18 protein-coding genes and 1 pseudogene are annotated in these 20,775 nt (G+C 69.9%); 6 read left to right on the top strand and 13 right to left on the bottom strand.

Going from position 1 to position 20,775, the window contains the following annotated elements; all coding sequences use genetic code 11:
• From AB0I76_RS06390 to AB0I76_RS06380, 3 genes are all read left to right on the top strand, one after another.
• The coding region (locus AB0I76_RS06390; RefSeq protein WP_357030579.1) for a carbon-nitrogen hydrolase family protein at positions 1-773 on the top strand (773 nt) is incomplete at its 5' end.
• A 61-nt stretch (positions 774-834) separates the two neighbouring features.
• Positions 835-1,479, top strand: coding sequence for an HAD family hydrolase (locus AB0I76_RS06385; RefSeq protein WP_357030576.1), 645 nt, complete (start codon positions 835-837; stop codon positions 1,477-1,479).
• A 218-nt stretch (positions 1,480-1,697) separates the two neighbouring features.
• Positions 1,698-2,630: an RIO1 family regulatory kinase/ATPase gene (locus tag AB0I76_RS06380; protein ID WP_357030573.1), complete on the top strand. Its 933-nt coding sequence runs from the start codon at positions 1,698-1,700 to the stop codon at positions 2,628-2,630.
• A 43-nt stretch (positions 2,631-2,673) separates the two neighbouring features.
• Here AB0I76_RS06380 and AB0I76_RS06375 read toward each other — a convergent pair whose 3' ends face one another.
• The 6 genes from AB0I76_RS06375 to AB0I76_RS06350 all read right to left on the bottom strand — a co-directional run bounded on the left by AB0I76_RS06375 (position 2,674) and on the right by AB0I76_RS06350 (position 7,880).
• On the bottom strand, positions 2,674-2,922 hold the full coding sequence (locus tag AB0I76_RS06375) for a DUF2630 family protein (protein ID WP_357030570.1): 249 nt from the start codon (positions 2,920-2,922) through the stop codon (positions 2,674-2,676).
• A 97-nt stretch (positions 2,923-3,019) separates the two neighbouring features.
• A complete protein-coding gene (locus AB0I76_RS06370) occupies positions 3,020-3,640 on the bottom strand; it encodes an ATP/GTP-binding protein (protein ID WP_357030567.1) in 621 nt (206 codons plus the stop codon).
• Entirely contained in the window at positions 3,621-3,947 is a 327-nt protein-coding gene (locus AB0I76_RS06365) for a DUF742 domain-containing protein (RefSeq protein WP_357030564.1), read from the bottom strand. The genes AB0I76_RS06370 and AB0I76_RS06365 overlap by 20 nt, the downstream gene beginning before the upstream one ends.
• Before the next feature lie 51 nt (positions 3,948-3,998).
• Entirely contained in the window at positions 3,999-4,412 is a 414-nt protein-coding gene (locus AB0I76_RS06360) for a roadblock/LC7 domain-containing protein (RefSeq protein WP_357030561.1), read from the bottom strand.
• A 26-nt stretch (positions 4,413-4,438) separates the two neighbouring features.
• Entirely contained in the window at positions 4,439-6,706 is a 2,268-nt protein-coding gene (locus tag AB0I76_RS06355; protein ID WP_357030558.1) for a nitrate- and nitrite sensing domain-containing protein, read from the bottom strand.
• 214 nt (positions 6,707-6,920) lie between these two features.
• Entirely contained in the window at positions 6,921-7,880 is a 960-nt protein-coding gene (locus AB0I76_RS06350; RefSeq protein WP_357030555.1) for an oxidoreductase, read from the bottom strand.
• A 465-nt stretch (positions 7,881-8,345) separates the two neighbouring features.
• Between AB0I76_RS06350 and AB0I76_RS06345 the strand changes: the two genes are divergently transcribed.
• Positions 8,346-9,476: a tryptophan dimethylallyltransferase family protein gene (locus tag AB0I76_RS06345; protein WP_357030552.1), complete on the top strand. Its 1,131-nt coding sequence runs from the start codon at positions 8,346-8,348 to the stop codon at positions 9,474-9,476.
• A gap of 24 nt (positions 9,477-9,500) precedes the next feature.
• The gene (locus AB0I76_RS06340; protein WP_357030549.1) at positions 9,501-10,898 is read left to right on the top strand and encodes a tryptophanase; all 1,398 of its coding nucleotides are present in this window, start codon (positions 9,501-9,503) and stop codon (positions 10,896-10,898) included.
• Positions 10,899-10,977: 79 nt separating this feature from the next.
• Here AB0I76_RS06340 and AB0I76_RS06335 read toward each other — a convergent pair whose 3' ends face one another.
• The 6 genes from AB0I76_RS06335 to AB0I76_RS06310 all read right to left on the bottom strand — a co-directional run bounded on the left by AB0I76_RS06335 (position 10,978) and on the right by AB0I76_RS06310 (position 19,558).
• Positions 10,978-11,532 (bottom strand): ATP/GTP-binding protein, encoded by a 555-nt coding sequence (locus tag AB0I76_RS06335; RefSeq protein WP_357030545.1) that lies wholly within the window; start codon positions 11,530-11,532, stop codon positions 10,978-10,980.
• 18 nt (positions 11,533-11,550) lie between these two features.
• Positions 11,551-11,913 carry a DUF742 domain-containing protein gene (locus tag AB0I76_RS06330; protein ID WP_357030542.1) on the bottom strand — a complete coding sequence of 121 codons (363 nt, stop codon included), beginning with the start codon at positions 11,911-11,913 and terminating at the stop codon, positions 11,551-11,553.
• A complete protein-coding gene (locus AB0I76_RS06325) occupies positions 11,906-12,334 on the bottom strand; it encodes a roadblock/LC7 domain-containing protein (RefSeq protein WP_357030539.1) in 429 nt (142 codons plus the stop codon). The genes AB0I76_RS06330 and AB0I76_RS06325 overlap by 8 nt, the downstream gene beginning before the upstream one ends.
• Complete coding sequence (locus AB0I76_RS06320; RefSeq protein ID WP_357030536.1) at positions 12,331-14,673, bottom strand: nitrate- and nitrite sensing domain-containing protein; 2,343 nt, start codon at positions 14,671-14,673, stop codon at positions 12,331-12,333. The genes AB0I76_RS06325 and AB0I76_RS06320 overlap by 4 nt, the downstream gene beginning before the upstream one ends.
• 446 nt (positions 14,674-15,119) lie before the next feature.
• Positions 15,120-16,460, bottom strand: a complete 1,341-nt coding sequence (locus AB0I76_RS06315; RefSeq protein WP_357030533.1) for a hypothetical protein — start codon at positions 16,458-16,460, stop codon at positions 15,120-15,122.
• A 242-nt stretch (positions 16,461-16,702) separates the two neighbouring features.
• Positions 16,703-19,558, bottom strand: a complete 2,856-nt coding sequence (locus AB0I76_RS06310; protein ID WP_357030530.1) for an aconitate hydratase — start codon at positions 19,556-19,558, stop codon at positions 16,703-16,705.
• 273 nt (positions 19,559-19,831) lie between these two features.
• On the opposite strand from AB0I76_RS06310, the gene AB0I76_RS06305 reads away from it, so the two are divergent.
• Positions 19,832-20,200 carry an ArsC/Spx/MgsR family protein gene (locus tag AB0I76_RS06305; RefSeq protein WP_357030527.1) on the top strand — a complete coding sequence of 123 codons (369 nt, stop codon included), beginning with the start codon at positions 19,832-19,834 and terminating at the stop codon, positions 20,198-20,200.
• 20 nt (positions 20,201-20,220) lie between these two features.
• On the opposite strand, the pseudogene AB0I76_RS06300 reads toward AB0I76_RS06305, so the two are convergent.
• Positions 20,221-20,775: pseudogene (locus AB0I76_RS06300) on the bottom strand (hypothetical protein); the annotation flags it as partial.

The following is a 20,775-nucleotide window of genomic DNA, read 5'->3' as shown; positions in this document are numbered from 1 at the left end:
CGCTCACCGCCGCCCGCCTCGTCCGCCGGGCCGCCGACCTGGGCGCCCGGGTGGCCGTACTGCCCGAGCTGTTCCTGCCCGCGTACCATCCGCCGACCCTCGCCGCGGACCCGGCCGGCACCGACGTGGCGGCCGACCACGACGGGCGTGTGGACGACCCCCGGCTCGCGCCGCTGTGCGCGGCGGCCCGCGACGGGAGCACGGCGGTGGTGGTCGGGGCGGCGGTCCGTCACCCGGACAGCCGGCGAACGATCTCATCCCTGCTGGTCGACCCGACCGGAGCGGTCCGGGTCGCCTACGACAAGCAGCAGCTCTGGGGCGGTGAGCGGGAGCTGTTCCACCCCGGCGACCGAGGTGCCACCCTGCTCGTCGGCGATTGGCGGCTCGGCCTGGGCATCTGCTACGACGGCTGCTTCCCGGAGCACGGTCGGGCCGCCGCCGACGACGGGGCCCACGGGTACCTGTGCCCGAGCGGCTACCTCGCCGGCTCCGAGCACCGCCGCGACCTCTACTACGCCGCCCGCGCCCTGGACAACACGATGTACGTGGTGTTCGCCAACGCGGTCGGCGGCACCGACCCGTGGCGGTTCAACGGTGGCGCGGCGGTGTACGACCCGGAGGGCCGGCCGCTGGCCCGTGCGGCGGACGACGGCGAGGAGGTGCTGGTCGTCGCGCTCGACCCGGCATCGCTCGCGGCGACCCGGGCGGCCCACGCCATGCTCCTCGACCGCCTTGCCGACCAGGGCCTCACCCGTTCGGCACTGGCGATCTGAACGGACGGTGGTGGGGCCTACGCCCTGTCGGCCGGCCACCGGAGTCCCGTAAGGTGCGCGAGTGCCGCTGCTCCTGCTCGACCTGGACAACACCCTGCTCGACCGGGCCGGGCCGTTCCGCGCCTGGGGCGAGCGGTTCCTGTCCGACATCGGCGCGCCGCCCACCGACATCGACTGGCTGCTCTCGGTCGACGCGGACGGGCTGACCAACCGGTGGGACGTCGCCGACGCCATCCGGGACCGGTACGCGCTGCGGATCCCGTCCATCGACCTGGTCGAGGAACTGCACGACGGCGTGGTGACGAACACCCGGCTGGACCCGCTGGTCGCCTGTGCCCTGCGGATCGTCGACGACGCCGGCTGGGTGCCGGTGGTGGTCAGCAACGGCTCGCTACGCCAGCAGGACACCAAGATCCGGCAGACCGGGCTGGACCGCTACGTCGCGGACTGGGTGATCTCCGAGGAGGCCGGAGTCAGCAAGCCCAACCCGCGGATCTTCGCACTGGCCGCCCAGCGGGTGCGGATGCCGCTGCGCGGCGCCTGGGTCATCGGTGACAGCCCGGAGGCGGACATCGGCGGTGCCGCGGCGGTCGGCCTGCCCAGCGTGTGGCTGCACCGGGGCAGGCCGTGGACCGACACGCGGTTCTCGCCCACCCGCACCGTCGACGGCGTGATCGCCGCCGTCGCCACTGTGCTCGGCGCCTGAGCGCCCGCCCCGTCCGCCGGGCCGCGCGGGCCTGCCGGTCGGCCGCCCGGCCCCGGGTCGTAATTCGGTTGACCGCCAGGCCGGCGGGTCGAGAGCATGGTCGGCGCAACGTGCACACCGGGCGAGCGCCCGGTCGAGGAGAGGGGGTCGGTCATGGCCGTCTTCGCAGGTCGTACCCACCTGCCTCCATCAGCCTCGAACAAGGGATCACACCCGCAGTGCGCGACCACGACCTTCCGGCGCCCGAGCGCCGCACCCGCGGCAAGCGCCGCTTCGACGACGACGAACCGCAGTTCCTGAAGCGCGGGCCGGCCCAGCCGGCCCTGGCCGACCCCGACGACGAACCCGATCCGGACACCGGGGAACGCTGGTCGTCCTGGGACGACGCCGTCCACGGTCCGGAGCCCCACCCGGACTGGCTGGTCACCGAGCTGGCCGCGAAGGACACCGAACTCGGTGTGCTCAAGACCGGCAAGGAGGCCGACGTCCACCTCGTCCGCCGGGCCGTCCCCGGCACCGACCGGTCCTGCCTGCTGGCCGTCAAACGGTACCGGGACGCCCAGCACCGGCTGTTCCACCGGGACGCCGGCTACCTGGAGGGGCGCCGGGTCCGCCGGTCGCGGGAGAACCGGGCGATGGCCGGCCGGACGGCCTTCGGCCGGGAGATGATCGCCGGGCAGTGGGCGGCGGCCGAGTTCGCCGCGCTGGCCCGGCTCTGGGAGATCGGCTCCCGGTACGGCACGATCACCGTCCCGTACCCGGTGCAGGTGCGCGGTACCGAGCTGATGCTGGAGTTCCTCGGTGACGCCGAGGAGGGGACCGCGGCGCCCAGACTGGCGCAGCTGCGGCCCGGGCCGGACGAGGTGCGGGACCTCTGGCAGCAGTTGGTCGACGCGCTGGTGGTGCTCTCCCGCGCTGGCTACGCCCACGGTGACCTGTCCCCGTACAACCTGCTCGTGCACGCGGGCCGGCTGGTGCTCATCGACCTGCCGCAGGTGGTCGACCTGGTGGCCAACCCGCAGGGGCCGGAGTTCCTGGCCCGTGACGTGCGGGTGGTCGCCACCTGGTTCGCGGGCCGGGGGCTCCCGGCCTCCGTGGCAGATCCGACGGCGCTGACCGAGCTGCTGCTGCGGGAGGCGGGAATCCGCTGACGTGCGTGTCCCGGGCGGCCCCTCGGCCGCCCGGGACGCCCCGTCACTGGAGGTAGCGCTCGACCTCGGGCTTGGGGCGTACGCCCTGGGCGTCGGGGTCGCCGTGGGTCTGCCGGGCGGCCCGCCGCCGGCGCAGCAGGTCCCAGCACTGGTCCAGGGATTCCTCCAGCGCGCGGAGCCGCTCGCGGGCGTCGTCGTCGGTGCCCGTCTCGTGGGCCTGCGCGTCGGCACGCAGCCGGTGCTCCTCGTCGACCAGCTCGGAGATCCGGTTCAGGATGGTCTTGTCGTCCATGCCCCTGAGCCTGGCACAGGGTGCCCCGGTGCGTCGCGTGTTGCGAGGGCGAGAGACTGCTGTGGCGACGGCACGAGTAGTGGCGGCACTCACGCTCTCAGGCTGAGATGGCCGTGGCGGCGGGCACCACCGCACTGGTGGGCGCGGCGAGGGTCCGTACGTGTTCGACGAGGGCGATGAGGATGCGCTTGCTGGATCCACGGTCGCGGGCGTCACACAGCAGCACGGGCGTACCCGGGTCCAGGTCGAGGGCTTGCCTCACCTGCTCGATGGTGTATTGCCGTGCGCCGTCGAAGCAGTTGACCGCCACGACGAACGGGGTGCCACGGTTCTCGAAATAGTCAAGCGAGGGGAAGCAGTCGGCGAGGCGACGGGTGTCGGCGAGGACGACGGCTCCGAGTGCACCGAGGGCGAGTTCGTCCCAGAGAAAGGCGAAGCGGTTCTGGCCGGGCGTGCCGAACAGGTACAGGGTCAGATCCTCGCTGATGGTGATGCGTCCGAAGTCCATCATGACGGTGGTGGTGCTCTTTCCCCCGACGCCGGAGGTGTCGTCGACGCCGATGCCGCGCTCGGAGAGATCTTCCTCGGTGGTCAGGACGCGGGTCTCGCTCACCGATCCCACAAGGGTTGTCTTGCCGACGCCGAAGCCGCCGGCGACGAGGATTTTGACGGCCGTGGGCATGCGATGGCCAGGGTCGTCAGAGCGCTCGGAGCCCATTGAGGACATCCTCCAGGGTGCGGTTGTCGTGGGTGATCGGTCGGGGCGCGGGTTCCCGTACCTCGATGAGCCTGTGGACGACGAGGTCTCCCAGGAGCACCCGAACGGTTCCGAGCGGGAGGTCCAGGCAGGCGGAGACCTCAGCGACGGACATGACCCTGCGGCACAGCGTGAGGATGCTGAGGTGCTCGGGGGCGAGGCCGTGCAGCTGGTCATGGGATTGCTGGGTGGTCTTGATCAGGGAGATGAGGTCGAAGCGGCCAGCGACCGGTCGTGCGCGGCCGTGGGTGACGGCGTAGGGACGCACGACGGGTCCTGGATCGTCGTCGACCGGTGTGGGGCCTGTGGTCACGCTCGCCTACTTTCCCGGGCCGGCGCCGTTGGAGCGCGTGGGTGCGGTGAGGTGACGTCCGGCCTGCTTGACGAGTCTCGCCATCTCGAAGGCGATGAGACCCAGGTCGGCGTTCTCGGTGGCGAGTACGCTCAGCGAGGCGCCCGAGCCAGCAGCGGTCACGAACAGGTACGTCGACTGCATCTCGATGATGGTCTGCTGGACCGGTCCTCCACCGAAGCGGCTGCTGGCACCTCGGGCGAGGCTCTGGACGCCGGAGGCGAGTGCGGCGAGGTGCTCGGCGTCGTCGCGGCTCATGCTGCTGGAGAAGGCCAGGAGCAGCCCGTCGTTGGACAGCACGATCGCCTTGTCGACTTCTCCTACCCGGGCCACCAGATCGTTGAGCAGCCAGGCCAGGTCGGTGTTCACCGCGTTCGTCATGGGCACGTCTCTTTCGAGGGGTGGGGTCAGTTGCCGGGGGCGGTGGGAGTGGCCTCGCCGTCCTGGTCGTCGTCCGCGTCGGCGGCTCGGCCTCTGCGCGTGCCGTCCTGGAAGGCGGTCATCTTCCGGCGGACCACCTCAGGGTCCCGCTCGGGAACTGGCGCCGGCTGCGGTGTGGGGGCCTCGGTTGGTTGGGATGCGCGGCGGACCCGCTGCGGCAGGCCAACGTCGGTGACGTCGCTGGCCGTGGCGGAGGGCACGCCCACCATTGGCCCGGGGGTGGTGGACGCCGGGCGCCGCGGGGTCGGAACCACTGCGGTGGACGGCTGTGCCGGTGCCTGGTCGTCGGCGACGGGTTGCCGTGCACCGACGATGGCGAGAGCCTGCGTGTCCGCCTGCGGACCGCGCAGGGCGGCGTCTGCGCCGGCTGCTTGCGGATCGGTGACAAGGTCGCTGGGGATGAGCACCACCGCGATGGTGCCGCCGTACGCCGATTCCTTCAGGCTCACGCGTACGCCGAGGCGCGACGCGAGACGCGCAACCACGAACAGCCCGAGCTGTGGATTGTCGGACACGCGGAAGCCCTCCGGGGTATCCAGCCGGGCGTTTGCCGCGGCGAGATCCTCGGGGTCCATGCCGAGACCGCGGTCCTCGACTTCGATGGCGTAGCCGTGGGCGACGAGTTGACCGGTGACGCGGACGGGTGTGGTGGGCGGGGAGAAGGACAGTGCGTTCTCGATCAGCTCAGCGAGCAGGTGGGTGGCGTCGGCGACGGCGCGGCCGGCAAGAGCCGCGTCGGCGATGGGGAGGACGGAGACGCGGGTGTAGTCCTCGACCTCGGCGACGGCTCCGCGTACCACGTCGAGGATCGGGATGTCACGCTTCCAGGTTCGCGGCGAGGTGGCGCCGGTGAGAACGATCAGGTTCTCCGCGTTGCGACGCATCCGGGTGGCGAGGTGGTCCACGTCGAACAGACGCTCCAGCGTCGTGGCGTCGTCCTCCTTGCGCTGCATCTCGGTAAGCAGGGTGAGCTGCCGGTGCACGAGCCCTTGGGTGCGGCGGGAGATGTTGAGGAACATCGCGCTGACGTCGCGACGCAACTCAGCCTGCCCGACAGCGGCCCGGATGGCGGTGTGCTGCACGTCGTTGAACGCGCCGCCGACCTGGCCGAGCTCGTCGCGGCCGTAGTCGAGGTCCGGCGCTTCGGCGTGTACGTCGACGCGCTCGCCCCGACTGAGTCGCTCGACCACCGTGGGCAGCTTGTCGGATGCCAGGTCACCTGCGTCTCGACGGAGGCGGTCCATACGCCGGACGAGGTGCCGGGAGGCCAGCAGCGACGCCCAGACCATCAGTGCGCCGAGGCCGGTGGCGAACAGCAGGCGGAGTACGACGCCGGCGACCACGGGGATGGCGGCGGCGACCAGTGCGTCGCCCCGAGCGAGGATCAGGTCGTTGACCCCGTCACGGGCCGCCTGGGAGGCGCGTTGCCAGTCCGCGACGGTCAGACGGGCGGCGCTGGTCGGACCGGCCTCGATGACCTGGTCCTCGTAGCGTTGCAGGCGCCCGAAGGTGTCTCCGGTGGTGAGCTGGCGCAGCGCGGCCTGGTCGTCGGCGTGCAGCCTGGGGCCGGTGTCCCGGATGAGGAACCGGTAGGTGCCCACCAGTTTGGTGAACTCGGCGTGCTCGGCGGGGCTGAGCCGCCCGGCGGTGAGTGCTCCCGTCACCAGGGCGTCCTGCTGGGACATGACCTCCCATGCGCGCTTGAGGTCGATCAGGTTCGCGGTGGTGTTGGCGATCTGCTCGTCGTCGAGCTTGCCGAGAGAGCTCCACACCCGGAAGATGCTGTCGATGACGGTGGTGTAGCCGGCGATCGCGGTGGCGCGGTCCACGGTCACACCGTCGATCGGCTTGCGGGTGTTGTCCAGTTGCTCCAGCTGCGCCACGGTGTCCTGGACGAGCTTGTCGGTCTCGTCGCTACCAGCTAGGCGCGCCTGCCAGCGTCGGGACTGCTCGACGAAGGTGGCCACCGCGGTGTCGGTGGCCTTGCGTGTCTCCTCCAGGGCGGCCCGGTCACGCACGGCGCTGCCGAGATAGACGACGCTGGCCCGCCGCTCCTGCTGGAGGGTGGCGATCAGCGGCTCGCTGGGCTCGTAGACCTTGGCGTTGAGTTCGTTGACGCCGAGCATGTTCGCCCCGTCCCGCAGGGTCATCCACGCGGCGAACGCCCACAGCAACACCAGAGCGGTGATCAGGAAAGCGACCTGCCTGCGCAGGGTGATTGTGCGGGAGCCCATCACACCGTCCCCGGGAAGATAATCTGCGGGATCGCTCGCTTGGCCGGCTCCCGCTGCTGAGAGTGGCTGCCCGTGAGCGCGCAGAAACGTTAGCAGCGCCCGTTGCGCCCCTCAAGGTCGTCACGATCGAACGTCGTCGAAACGCCTGCTCGGCGCTGCGGCGGCACCAGCGCGCGTTTCACAAGGGCGGCCGGCAGTTCCGGTGACACACGCCCTAAGCCCGAGCCATCTGGTAGGTCACGTCGGTCAGTTCCTGCGAACGGGCCCACAGCGCCTGCTGCAACGCCTCGTCCCGGGCGCGCGGGCCCAGGTCCACGCGTACGGGATGCCCGGTCAGACCCTGCCAGCCGTCCGGGCCGTACACGTCACCGCCACGGACGTCCGGATCGGCGGCGGCCCGCACCGTGGGCAGGGCCGCTGAGGCGATGTCGTGGGTGAGCCATGTGGTGCACCACTGTGTCTCCGGGCGGGCGAGCAGTCTCATCCACAGGGGGCCGTCACGGGTGATGTCGGTGCGCGCTCCCCCGGGGTGTGCGGCGACGGAGATCACCGGGGCCTGGGCGGCCTCCAGTTGCTGCTGCATCCGGTGCATCGTGAGCAGGTTCGCCAGCTTGCTGTCGCTGTAGGCCTGGAAGGCGCGGTAGCGGCGGGTCCGCCACTGGAGGTCGTCGAAGTCGATCGAACCTCTGCGCTGGGACAGGCTGCTGACCCACACCACGCGGGCGGACGGTGCGGCCAGCAGGAGCGGCATCAGGCGGCCGGTCAGCGCGAAGTGTCCGAGGTGGTTGATGCCGATGTGCTGTTCGAAGTCGTCGGCGGTCCGTCGCGGCGGACCGACCAGGGTCATCACGCCAGCGTTGTTGATCAGGACGTCGAGGTGGTCATGGCGGCGCGCAAGGGCTTCGGCGGCGGCGCTGACGGATGCGAGTGACGCCAGGTCGACGTGCAGGACGCTCACCGTTCCGGTCGGTGCCGCCGCGGTGATGGCGGCGGCGGCCGCTTCGGCTCTGGTCTGGTCTCGGCAGGCCAGGACCACCGAGGCACCTCGTCGCGCGAGAGCGGTGGCGGTGGCTCTGCCGATGCCGGTGTTCGCGCCGGTGATCAGTACCGTCTTTCCGCTGAGGTCCGGGATCTGGTCGATCCACCAACGCGGCGTAGTGAGCTCGCTTCGCACCCGGCCAGCCTATGGCGTCCGACCGCCGTGAGACACCCGTGAGGTGTGGCGGCACCCCATGCGGGCCCGGGCAGAACGAGAAGAAGTGGTGAAGTGTGTCCACAGAGATCAGAGCTTGGCGTGAGCGTCCTCGTCGCGCCTGCGACATCGGTGAGTGACCAGGTGGCCACCGTTTCCGGTCAAATCCCGGCCGAATCCAACCGAGCGTCAAATAGATCCGCTTCTATGAAACTCTCCGCAATGGCAAGACCTCTGGCTGTGATGTTCGTCTCACTCGACACCGGTTCGTGGAAGATCCACCATGTGGAGAGCAGTTGATCGGACCACCTGAAATGCACACCGTGTCCGTAGGGCGCAGCGCCGGCGTCGGTCTCCAGTGGATCGGCGAGGCGAGGCTACGAACCCGAAGGGAATCACGTATTCGGATCGAGGTGCAGCCGCCCGGCGACCCGACAGGGAGATTTGATGACCGGTTCGTCTCTCTTCGACCATCTTGCTCGGCAGCTGACGGGCTTGTGCGAGGTTGCGCAGACGCGGTCCGACGAGCCGCTACACCTTCTGGGTGACCTGCTCGGACCTACCGGAGCGCGCCCGCTTTCCGCCCCCCCTGCCTGGCCGTCCAACGTTGCGGACGACCACACGCCAGTGGAGTTCTCCATCGCCTGCAACGCTGGCGAACCGCCCACGCTGCGCATTCTGGGTGAGGCGCTGGGATCCCCGCCGGACGCGATGTCGAACCAGACCGCCGCGTACAGGTTTCTCAGCGCGCGGCCGAGCCGTTCGGGCATTTCGCTGTCCCGGTTGACGGCGGTTGAGGGCCTCTTCGCCACCGACCGGCCGCTGGGCGACTACACGCTCTGGCACAGCCTGGTGTTCCGAAGTGGACGGCAGCCCGAGTTCAAGGTCTATCTCAATCCGGAGGTTCGCGGGATCCAGCGGGCGCCCGACCTGGTCGCCGAGGCGCTACGCCGGCTGGGGCTCGGTGGGGCGTACCGGTCCATTTTCGACCATGCTGTCCGCCCGGGTGAACTGGGACGGCGGGATCGGTTGACATTCTTCGCGGTCGACCTCCATGACGGACCGCACGCGCGCGTCAAGGTCTACCTCACCCACCACGACGCCAGTACGACGGACGTGGCCAGGGCGGCAGGCGCTGTCGACGGTATCGACGCCGAAGACGTCGCGTCGTTCTGCACTGCGGCCGGGGGCGGGCGGCGCCACTTCGGCGGGCTGCCGCTGGTCGGTAGCTACACCTTCACCAGCGAGACGAAGAAGCCGGTCGGATACAGCGTCTACGTGCCGATCCGCGGCTACGTCAACGACGACCAGGAGGCTCGTGAACGGGTGGCGCCGCTCCTGGCCCGGTACGGCTTCGACAGCGCTCTGCTCGATCGCGCGATCGCTGCGGTGACGGACCGACCGCTGCGCGATGGTGTCGGGCTCATCGCCCATGTCTCGCTGCGGCTGGGCCCGCCCCGGCCGGGAGTCACCGTCTACCTGTCCGCGGAGGCGTACCAGGTGAGTCCGCCGCGGGGAGGGCGACTGGATGCCACCCCGGGCCGCATGAACGCCGCGGCCGACCGCGCCGCGGTCTGATCACCGAGCAAGGAGCTTGTGCCCATGGACGCGCCCCCGATCTTGCCGCCGTACCGCATCAAGGTGGTGGAGCCGATCCCGTTCCTGAGCGCGGAGGATCGTCGCCGGGCCCTCGCCGAGGCTGGCTACAACCCGTTCAACCTGCGGGCCGACCAGATCACCGTCGACCTACTGTCCGACTCCGGCACCGGCGCCACCTCCGCCGCTCAGGAGGCCGCCGCCGCGGTCGGCGACGAGTCGTACGCGGGTGCGCGATCGTGGTTCCGGTTCTGCCACGAGCTCCGCGAGTTGACCGAGTACCCGCACATCCTTCCCGTGCACCAGGGCCGGGCCGGCGAGCGGATCCTGTTCACCAGCCTGCTTAAGCCCGGCCAGATCTGCGTCAGCAACACCCATTTCGACACGACGCACGCCAACGTCAAGCTCGTCGGAGCCGAGGCGGTGGACCTGCCGTGTCCAGAGGCCGCCGACCTGGACAGCCACGCACCGTTCAAGGGCAACATCGACCTGGACGCCCTGGAGAAACTCCTGACCGGGCCCGACGGGCACCGGGTCGGTCTGGTGCTGATGACCATCACCAACAATGGTCTCGGCGCGCAGCCGGTGTCCATGGCGAATCTCACCGCTGTCAGGGACCTGTGCCGGCAGCACGAGAAGCCGTTCTTCCTGGACGCGGCACGGTTCGCGGAGAACGCGTGGCTGGTCGGTCAGCGCGAGCCGGAGTACCGCGACTGGACCCCACGGGAGATCGCCACCCGGGCGTTCCAACTCGCCGACGGTTGTGTCGTGAGCTTGAAGAAGGACGGCCTGTCGGCGATCGGCGGGTTCCTCGGGTTGCGTGACGACGGCCTGCACGCCGCCTGCGAGGCCAACCTGATCGCCACCGAAGGCTTCTCCACCTACGGCGGACTGGCGGGCCACGACCTTGAGCGGCTCGCCCAGGGGCTACGGGAGGTGCTCGACCCCGCCTATCTGCGCGCCCGGGCCGCCTCGACCGCGCGACTGGCCCAGATGATCAACGACGCCGGCGTGGACACCGTCCAGCCGGCCGGCATTCATGCCCTCTACCTCAACGCCGGCCGCCTGCTGCCGCACCTGTCTCCGGGTGAGTTTCCGGGGCATGCCCTTGGCTGCCAGCTCTACCTCGACGGCGGGATCCGGTGTGCCGAACTCGGATCGCTGTACCTGGGTGGCATGAACGACGAGCACCGTCTGGTGACTCCCGCACCGTTCGAGTTGGTGCGGCTGGCCATTCCTCGCAGGGTCTACACCGACACCCACTTCGAGTACGTCGCCGCCGTGCTGGCCGCCATCGCGAAGAACCCGGAGCGGGTGGGTGGCTACCGGGTCGTCTCGTCGCCGCCTCTGTTGCGTCACTTCAAGGTGCGGCTGGCGCCGGCCGACGAGAAGGACGTCGAGTAGGGGCCACGAGGCCGACGATGGCCGACCCCGGGCTGGATGCGCCGATGGGTGGTGTGTCCAGCCCGAAGCGTCAACGACGTCAGCCGGCGACCGGCAGGCGGCTGAGGGCATGTTGGACAAGCTCGATCAGTGCCCGCTTGCTGGAGGACCGGTCTCGCGCGTCGCACCACAACAACGGAATTCCGGGATCGAGCCGCAACGCGGCCCGGATCTCCTCCGAGTTGTAGAGGCACTGACCGAAGAACCTGTTGACGGCGACGACGAACGGAATCTTGCGCCGTTCGAAGTAGTCGATGGCAGGAAAGCTGCTGTCCAGGCGGCGAGTGTCGATGAGCACGATCGCGCCCACCGCGCCCTGCGCCAGTTCGTCCCAGACGAACCAGAAGCGGTCCTGCCCCGGTGTACCGAACAGGTAGAGCACCACGTCGGGGGTGATGGTGATGCGTCCGAAATCCAGTGCGACAGTGGTCTTCTTCTTGTTCTCGACGCCCGTCACGTCGTCCACGCCGACGCTGGCCTGGGTCAGGACCTCTTCCGTGGTCAATGGCGGAATCTCGCTCACCGATCCGACCAAGGTGGTCTTGCCGGTACCGAACCCGCCAGCCACAACGACCTTGACCGATGTCCGATCCACGTTACGTATCCCTCTTCACTAAAGTCTCTCGAGGCCGGCAAGGACCGTCTCCAGCAGCTTACGGTCGGCGACCGTCTGCTGGGCGGGGGAGCCGATCACCAGGAGTCCCTGCTCGAGGAGCACGTCGACCATGACTTTGGTGATGGTGAGCGGACGGTGCAGATACGCCCCGATCTCGGCGACGGACATCCAGCGCCGGTGACACAGCCGGAGAATGTCCGCGTACTCCGGTTCGAGACGCATCGACTCGTTGGGCATGGCGATGACCTGGGTGGCCAGGTCCAAGGCCGTGTTACGGGGACTCGTACGACCGTTGACGAGGATGTAGAGGGGGACGAGCCCGCCTACCGCCTCGTCGTCGGCGTCCCCGATGTCATGCATGGCCCGTCCCCGGCTGGCCGTTGGACGGCACCGGGGTTCGCGCCTCGGAACCGAGGTACTCGCCGATGCGGGTCACCATGCGACCCATCTCGTAGGCGACGGTTCCCATGTCGACCGACTGCTCGCAGAGCACGGCCAACCGGGCGTTCTTACCGGCCTCGGCAACGAACAGGGTTCGCTTCCGATACTCGATGATGACCTGCTGAACGGAACCGCTGTCGAAGAACCGGCCGATTCCCGCGGCGACGCTGTGCAGGGAGGAGGCGCCGGCCGCCAGCGAATCGGCGGGGTCCTGCTGCAGCGACGACGACTTCTGCACAACGAGTCCGTCTGCGGAGAGGACCAGTGCACAGACGACATCTGGAACCCTTACGAGATCGTCGAGGATCCACGTCAGGTTGCTGTGTGCGGAGTTAGTCATGCTTCCCTGCCTTGGTCATCACTGGTTGCCGGTCGGTCGCTGTCGGCCGCCCGGCCGGCCGCCCAGCCGCGCTGGTACTGCGTCAGTCGGTCCCGGACCTCCTCAAGGGGCCGGGTGGAGCCCGGGGACTCGTACTGGGCCGGTTCCTCGTTACGCAACATGGGGGCGAGGTGCTGTTGCGGCTGTCGCAGTGGAAGGGCGGGGCGGGCGTCGAGTCGGGAGCCGCGGGCAGTTCCCAGCACTGCCGGTCCCTCGGGCTGCCGCGAACCGTTGGCGTTGTTTCGCTGATGATTCTCGGTCATCGTTCCGGCCGCACTTCCCGTCTTCTCGCCCTGCTCGATCGGGGTGTGAGGACGCGACTCGACCGGTCGTCTCGGCAGCGCCGCCACTCCCGCCGCGGGAATGGTCGGGACACCGACCGGGGAGTCGCCGCCGACCGACACCGCGGCAGCGACGGTCGACAAGGGCTTCTGCGAGATCGTGTCCGTGAGGTCCGGGGCAGCGTCCGGAACGACGATGCGGTCCGGCAGCAGGACGATCGCGAGTAGCCCGTTGTAGGCCGAGGTGCGAAGGGTCACCCGGATCCCGTCGCGCTTGGCCAACGCCGCCACGACGTGCAGACCGATCTGCGTACCGTCGCGAAGGGCGGCCACGTCCGGCGTGGGCGCGGTGGCCAGCAGCGCGTTGGCGCGCTCCAGTCTCTCCGGTGTCATTCCCACCCCCGCGTCCTCGATCTCGACGGCGATGCCGCTCCTGACCTCCCGACAGGTAACCGAGACGGTCGATCCCGGCGGTGAGAAGGCCAGGGCGTTGTCCAGCAGCTCGGCCAGTAGGTGGATGGTTCCGGTGACGGACTGCCCGACCAGTGCCGCGTCGTCAGGCGCGTTGCGGAGGGTGATGCGCTGGTACTGCTGCGCCTCGCCGAATGCGGCCAGGAGCACCCGACGAATGGAGACCGGGTTGTGGAAGCGACGGCCGATCTGTCCACCGGCCAGGATGATCAGGTTTTCCAGGAAGCGCCGGGTCTGCGCGAGATGGTGGTGAATGTCGAACAGCTCGCTCAACATCCGTTCGTCGCCGATCCGGTTCTGCAGCTGCTCGATGACCCGAAGGCCGTGTTGAAGCGGTCGCTGCGGACGACGGGCAATGCCCATGAGCATCGCCATGCTCGCGGCCCGGGTGGTCGCCTCATCGATGGCCGCGCCCGCCGCCGCCTTCAACGAGGCCCGGATGACGTCCGCCACCTGGCCGATCTCGTCGCTTCCGTAGTCCTTGTCAGGAAGATCGACGGTGGTGTCCACCTTCTCGTGCCGGCGCAGCCGGTCGATCACCGCCGGCAGCTGACCCACCACTGTCGTGGCGTCCTTGCCAAGCTGGGCCAGCCGGACGGACAGTGCCTGGTCCACCAACACCTGCGACTGGCGCACCGCCCACAGAATCGCGGCGACGGAGATGGACAGGGCCAGGAGGCTGCCCAGGGTCGCGATCAGCAGTTGGTTGTTGCCGGTGCGCAGCGTCCGGGCGGAGACCTTGTCGGCCTGCTCGATCGTCAGACCGACCAGGTCCTGAGAAACCTGGCGAGTGAGATTGTCCCAGCTGACGCGGTTCGCTGCGAGGCCGCGCGGCGGGCCGTCAGACCACGCGCCGGCGGCGATGATCGCGTTCTCCGCTTCGATCAACTGCTTCCACGAGGGGCTCGCCACCAGAGCGTCATAGCGTTCGCGCGCGTCCGGGTGCAGATGAGGGGACAGGTTGTCCAGGCCGGCGCGATATGACCCCACGAGGCGGACGAACTCGAGGTGGTCCTGCACGCCGAGTTTGCCCGACGCGAAGGCGGCGTCGATCGTCGACCCGGACCGCGACATCTGGTCGCTGACCCGGAAGGTGTCGGTCGCGACGATGCCACCCTGGGCGGCGGCAACGTCGGGAACGATGCGCGCCTGAATGTCGAAGAGCTTCGTCGCCGCGTCGAGCAGGTCGTTGTAGAACTTGTAGACCTCCTTCTCGTCGCCGGACCGGGAATCGATCGTGCTCCGTACGCCGGAGAGCTTGTCGACGTAGCCGACGAAAACCGTCCACTGGTTGACGATCGAGTCGGGTGCGTTGCCCAGACCGGCGTCCGCGACGGCGCGCATTGCCGCCAGGCCGCTGTCGGTGCTCGCCCGCTGTTCGAGCAGTGCCTGCATGTCGTTGGACGGTCGGGAGAGAAAGGCGATGCTCATTCGCCGTTCCTGCTGCACCGAGGCCAGCGCGGGAACGGCGGGAAGCGACACATCCCGTACGCCCTTGGCGACCTCGCGGTTGTAGAAGCCTTGGAAGACCAGGTACCCGGAGGCCACCAACCACAGGGCCAGAGCGACGACACTCGGAATGAGGACTAACCTGATGACCCGCCGCTTTATCGACTGCTCTCGAGTCCGCCGTGGTGTCGACGGGCGCTTGGCTGACTCAGGAAGCGTACGTGCGCGGTCGGCATGTTGATGCGCCAAGTCTTTCCAATCGTGGGCAGCCCGAGGACAGCGAGCGACTAATGTTGGCGGCGCCGATGCGTGCGCAACCGTACCGGCGGCTGGCGGCTCACACTAGCGCACCCCATCCCTGGGCTGATCTCATCGAGGCTCCTCGGGACACGGCGCGGAGCATGCCCGCGCAAACAGCGTCCATAGTAGGCACCAGACCGCTGACTGGGAACAGGCCGATTCCCGTTGTGGTGGCCCGCCTCGTGTCCCTGAGGCGGTGGCGGCGCGGGTCGTGTCGCTCAGCCCCGCCGTAGCACAGTGGGCGGTCAGCCGGCCGCGGCTCCCTCCGATGACCGACGCGCCGACCACAACGTCCGGACGAGCATGGCCGGGTGCAGCAGTGCGGCTGGCGGCGCGAGCATGTGCTGGACCTCGATCATGGTCCGGTGCACCCGTGGCGACACGTGACAGGCCAGCATGACCTGCCGCACGTAACGGTTGAGCAGATCGGTGCCGGCCGGCTTGGGCCCGGTTGTCTCCGGGTACATGAAGTCGCCGCCGGTGGCCATCTTCCAGGGCGTGTCCACCAGTGCGCCTACGGCCCGGTAGTAGGAACGCGCCATGCCCTCCGAGGCGCGACCGAAGCGGTCCAGGGATCGCCCGAGCTCCAGTGCCTCCAACACGGCCACGGTCATGCCCTGGCTGTAGACGGGGTTGAAGCTGCAGATCGCGTCGCCGAGCGCGACGTAGCCGGCCGGCACGACCCGCAGGCGCTCGAAGTAGCGACGGAGCGCGGCGGGAAACTTGCGCGCCTCCCGCTCGCCCAATGGCTCACATCGCGCGAGCAGGTCGGCGATGTACGGTGCGGGTAGGCCGGCGGCGAAGTCGGCGTATCCCTTCGGGTCCAGCGGCGCGTGGTCGCCATGCCAGCCGCCGACCGTGATCACCCAGCGGTCCCCCTCGATCGGAAAGGCGACGCCCGCCCGCTTCTGCCGCGGCGGCACGCCGGCGATCAGGGTCAGACGGCCGCCCTCCGGCAGGTCGCCCGGGCTACGCCGGAGAAGCTGCGTGGTGTACCCGACGTCGCCCCGCACGGTGACAGCCACCGGCGCCGGGCACTCCAGCCGCTCAAGCCAGCCGTTCGATCGACCGCCCCGGCCGGTGGCGTCGACGACCAGGTCCGCGGCGATGTCCTCACCCGACTCGACCCGCACGCCGGTGACGCGTCCCGCCTCCCCGGTCAGGCCGCACACGTCCGCCTTCTCGGTGATCTCCACGTTCGGCAGCGCACCTACGCGCGATCGCACCACCCGCTCCAGATAGGCCCGGCTGAGGCTGATGCCCCGCAGACCCGTGGGGAACCGCACGCGCCGGCCGCCCATCTGGACGGTCAGGACGTCGAGTCCCGGGTCGAACGGTACCGCGCCGCCCGCGATGAGCTCCTCGGTGATCCCGGGAAACAACTCCTCCAGGCCCAGGCGCCCACTGATCAGCAGGGCGTGGGGATGCATCCCGTGGGGTACGCCGCGGCGGTCCCGAGCGGTCCCGGGCAGAGCGTCACGGTCGAGGACCCTGACCAGGTCGAAGCGGCTGGCCAGGGTCGCGGCGGCGGCAAGTCCGCCGATCGACGCACCGATGACAACCGCACGTTCGGCGACCGCACCCATGAGGGCCCTCCCTTACCGTCCGGCACAAGCCTTCGGGTCCGCCTGACATTGATCGTGATTGTGGTCGACTTTCGGGGTCGTGGCGAGCCTCTCGATGCACGATGCGGGTTCGCTTCGGCGGGAACTACGCCGCGGAACGGGCCGACACGGAGACCCGCGAGGCCCGACGGGCGGAGTGAGCCGTCCGGTACGCCGAAGGGCCCGCCCCCCCACCGGGGAACGGGCCCTTCGTCCGTGGTGCGTCAGCTGGCGATCATCCGCCGCAGCACGTACTGCAGGATGCCGCCGTGGCGGTAGTAGTCCGCCTCACCCGGGGTGTCGATCCGGACCACCGCGTCGAACTCGACGCCGCTGTCGGTGGAGACCTTGACCGTACGCGGCGTCTCGCCGTCGTTCAGCGCGGTCACCCCGGTGACGGAGAACGTCTCGGTGCCGGTCAGGCCCAGCGACTCGGCGGTCTCGCCGGCCGGGAACTGCAGCGGCAGCACGCCCATGCCGATGAGGTTCGAGCGGTGGATCCGCTCGTACGACTCGGCGATGACCGCGCGGACACCGAGCAGCATCGTGCCCTTGGCCGCCCAGTCGCGCGACGAGCCGGAGCCGTACTCCTTGCCGGCCAGGACGACCAGCGGGATGCCGGCGGACTGGTAGGCGACGGAGGCGTCGTAGATGGAGCTCTGCTCGCCGGTCAGGTGGTTGACCGTGAAGCCGCCCTCCACACCGGGGACGAGCTGGTTGCGCAGCCGGATGTTGGCGAAGGTGCCCCGGATCATCACCTCGTGGTTGCCCCGGCGCGAGCCGTACGAGTTGAACTCGTGGCGCGGCACGCCGTGCTCGGCGAGGTACTTCCCCGCAGGGGAGTCGGCCTTGATCGAACCGGCTGGGGAGATGTGGTCCGTGGTGACCGAGTCGCCCAGCTTGGCCAGCACCCGGGCGCCGGAGATGTCGACGACCGCCTGCGGCTCCCGCTGCATGCCCTCGAAGTACGGGGGCTTGCGGACGTAGGTGGAGTCGCCCGCCCAGGCGAAGGTGTCACCGGTCGGGGTGGGCAGCGACTGCCACCGCTCGTCACCGGCGAAGACGTCCGCGTACGCCGCGCTGAACCCGGAGGCGCCGATCGCCGAGGCGATGACGTCCTGGATCTCGGCGCTGTTCGGCCAGATGTCCCGCAGGAAGACCGGGTTGCCCTCGGAGTCCTCACCGATCGGCTCGTTGGCCAAGTCGATGTCCATGGTGCCGGCCAGCGCGTACGCGACCACCAGCGGCGGGGACGCCAGGTAGTTCATCTTGACGTCCGGGTTGATCCGGCCCTCGAAGTTCCGGTTGCCGGACAGGACCGAGACGACGGCGAGGTCGGCGTCGTTGACGGCGGCGGAGATCTCCTCCGGCAGCGGGCCGGAGTTGCCGATGCAGGTGGTGCAGCCGTAGCCGACCAGGTGGAAGCCGAGCTTCTCCAGGTACGGGGTGAGGCCGGCCCGCTCGTAGTAGTCCATGACGACCTTGGAGCCCGGGGCCAGCGTGGTCTTGACCCACGGCTTGCGGGTCAGGCCCTTCTCCACGGCGTTGCGGGCCAGCAGGGCCGCGCCGATCATCACCTGCGGGTTGGACGTGTTGGTGCAGGAGGTGATCGCCGCGATCACCACGGCGCCGTGATCCAGCTCGAACTCGGTGCCGTCGGCGCCGGTGACCCGGACCGGGTTGCTGGCGCGGCCGCCGGAGCCGACCGCCGCGGTCTCCAGGTCGCGCGGGGCGTCGGCCGGGTCGTTGACGCCGTTGGCGGGGGAGTCGCTGGCCGGGAAGGACTCGGCACTGGCCTCGTCGGCGTGACCGGCCACCCCGAACGGCTGCTCCTGCTGCGGCACGCCGGGCTTGCGGCCCGGGTCACCGCCGGTCTCGTCGGCCGCCACGTAGTCGGTGAGGGAGGCGCGGAACAGCGTCTTGGCGCTGCCCAGCGGCACCCGGTCCTGCGGGCGCTTCGGGCCGGCCAGGGACGGCTCGATCGTGCTCAGGTCCAGTTCGAGGCGCTCGGAGTACTCCGGCTCGTGGTCCGGGTCGTGCCAGAGGCCCTGCTCCTTGGCGTACGCCTCGACGAGCGCGACCTGCTGCGGGTCGCGGCCGGTCAGCTCCAGGTAGCGGACGGTCTCGGCGTCGATCGGGAAGATCGCGACGGTGGAGCCGTACTCCGGGGACATGTTGCCGATGGTGGCGCGGTTGGCCAGCGGGACGGCGCTCACGCCGGGGCCGTAGAACTCGACGAACTTGCCGACCACACCGTGCTTGCGCAGCATCTCGGTGATGGTGAGGACCAGGTCGGTGGCGGTGGTTCCGGCCGGCATCTCGCCGTGGAGCTTGAAGCCGACCACGCGCGGGATCAGCATGCTGACCGGCTGGCCGAGCATCGCGGCCTCGGCCTCGATGCCGCCGACGCCCCAGCCGAGCACGCCGAGGCCGTTGACCATCGTGGTGTGCGAGTCGGTGCCGACCACGGTGTCCGGGTACGCCTGGCCGTTGCGCTCCATGATCGTGCGCGCCAGGTACTCGATGTTGACCTGGTGCACGATGCCGGTGCCCGGCGGGACGACCTTGAACTCGTTGAAGGCGGTCTGGCCCCAGCGCAGGAACTGGTAGCGCTCCTTGTTGCGCTCGTACTCCAGCTCGACGTTGCGCTCGAAGGCGTCCTCACGGCCGAACAGGTCGGCGATGACCGAGTGGTCGATGACCAGCTCGGCGGGGGCGAGGGGGTTGACCTTGGTGGCGTCGCCGCCGAGGTCCCGCACGGCCTCGCGCATGGTGGCCAGGTCGACCACGCAGGGCACGCCGGTGAAGTCCTGCATCAGCACCCGGGCCGGGGTGAACTGGATCTCCACGCTCGGGTCTGCGGCGGGATCCCAGCCGCCGAGCTGCCGGATGTGGTCGGCGGTGATGTTCGCGCCGTCCTCGGTCCGGAGCAGGTTCTCCAGGAGGACCTTCAGGCTGTAGGGGAGCCGGTCGTGGCCCTCCACCGTGCCGATCTTGAAAATCTCGTAGCTCGCGTCTCCGACGCGTAGCTGGGTCTTCGCACCGAAGGTGTCGAGGCTCGCCACGTCGTACTCCTTCACACCAGCGACCGTGAGTAGTCCTGAGCAGTCTGTCGCACCGGCCGGAGCGCCGCCCAGGTTAGGTGACACTTACCGGCCGATTGTCATCGTCTACAAAACCGTACGTCCGTCTTGCTATTCACGCAACCTCGTGCCAGGGTCCGGGACGAGGAGGTGCTCTCGCCGCCCGGCTGGCCGCCACTGACCTGCCGCCGTGTGGCCGGAGAGCCGCTGCTGCGCGGCCCGGCCGACCATCCACGGGGGAGGGCGGTCGAGGTCTGTCACGATGTCGGCATGGAGATCTGGCACAACCCGGCCTGCTCGAAGTGCGCCGGTGCGCGCACCACCCTGGAGGAGGCGCGGGTGCCGTTCCGGCTGCGGGCGTACCTGGAGCAGCCGCCCGACGTGGACGAGTTGCGTGACGTGCTGCGTCGCCTCGGGGCCCGGGCCTGGGACGTCTGTCGTACGGGGGAGCCGGCCGCGGTGGCCCTGGGCATGGCCGGCTGGGCCCGCGACGACGCGACCGAGGCACGCTGGATCGAGGCGATGGTGGCCCACCCCGAGCTGATCCAGCGGCCGATCCTGCTGCTCGACGACGGAAGCGCGCTGGTCGGCCGTACCCCGGACGCGCTCGACGAGGCGGTCCGCCGCGCCCACGGGTGAACCTGGCGGGCGCGGGCCGGTCAGCCGAACAGCGCGGCCCAGAGCACCACCGCGGTCAGGGTGACGACCTGCCCGACGTTCACCAGCAGCAGCGGTCGTCCCGCGTCGGTCTGCTCTGCCGGCTCGCGTCCCCGCCGCGGGGCCGAGGCCGCCGGCGGCCGGACGATCCCGCCGATCAGCAGCGGGGCCAGCCCGGCCAGGAGGCCGACGTGGAGCGCGCCGGCCCCCGACGGCACGCCCTCGACGGCACCGCCGCCGGCGAAGAGCACCGTCAGGCCGAAGGCGAGCAGAACGACGCAGCCCATGAGGGCGTACAGGGCGGGACGACCGGGCCGCGCGTGCCGGTAGAGCAGGCCGGCCAGGACCATCATGCCGCCCACCGCCGACCAGCCGACGACGGCGAGCGCGACCGGCTGGCAGCGATCGGCGGTGCAGAGCAGGTCGTACAGGCCGGTGAGCGAGGCGGCGCCGGCCCGGATGCCGAACACCGTCGCGGCGAGGACGGCCGCCACCGTAGCGATGATCTCCACCGCGCTGAGTGCCGGCCATGCGGGTGCGCCCTGCCGGTCCCGTGC

The organism is Micromonospora sp. NPDC049799 (assembly GCF_040656655.1).
Classification (GTDB): Bacteria; Actinomycetota; Actinomycetes; order Mycobacteriales; family Micromonosporaceae; genus Micromonospora.
This window is presented reverse-complemented; position numbering and strand designations above follow the sequence as displayed.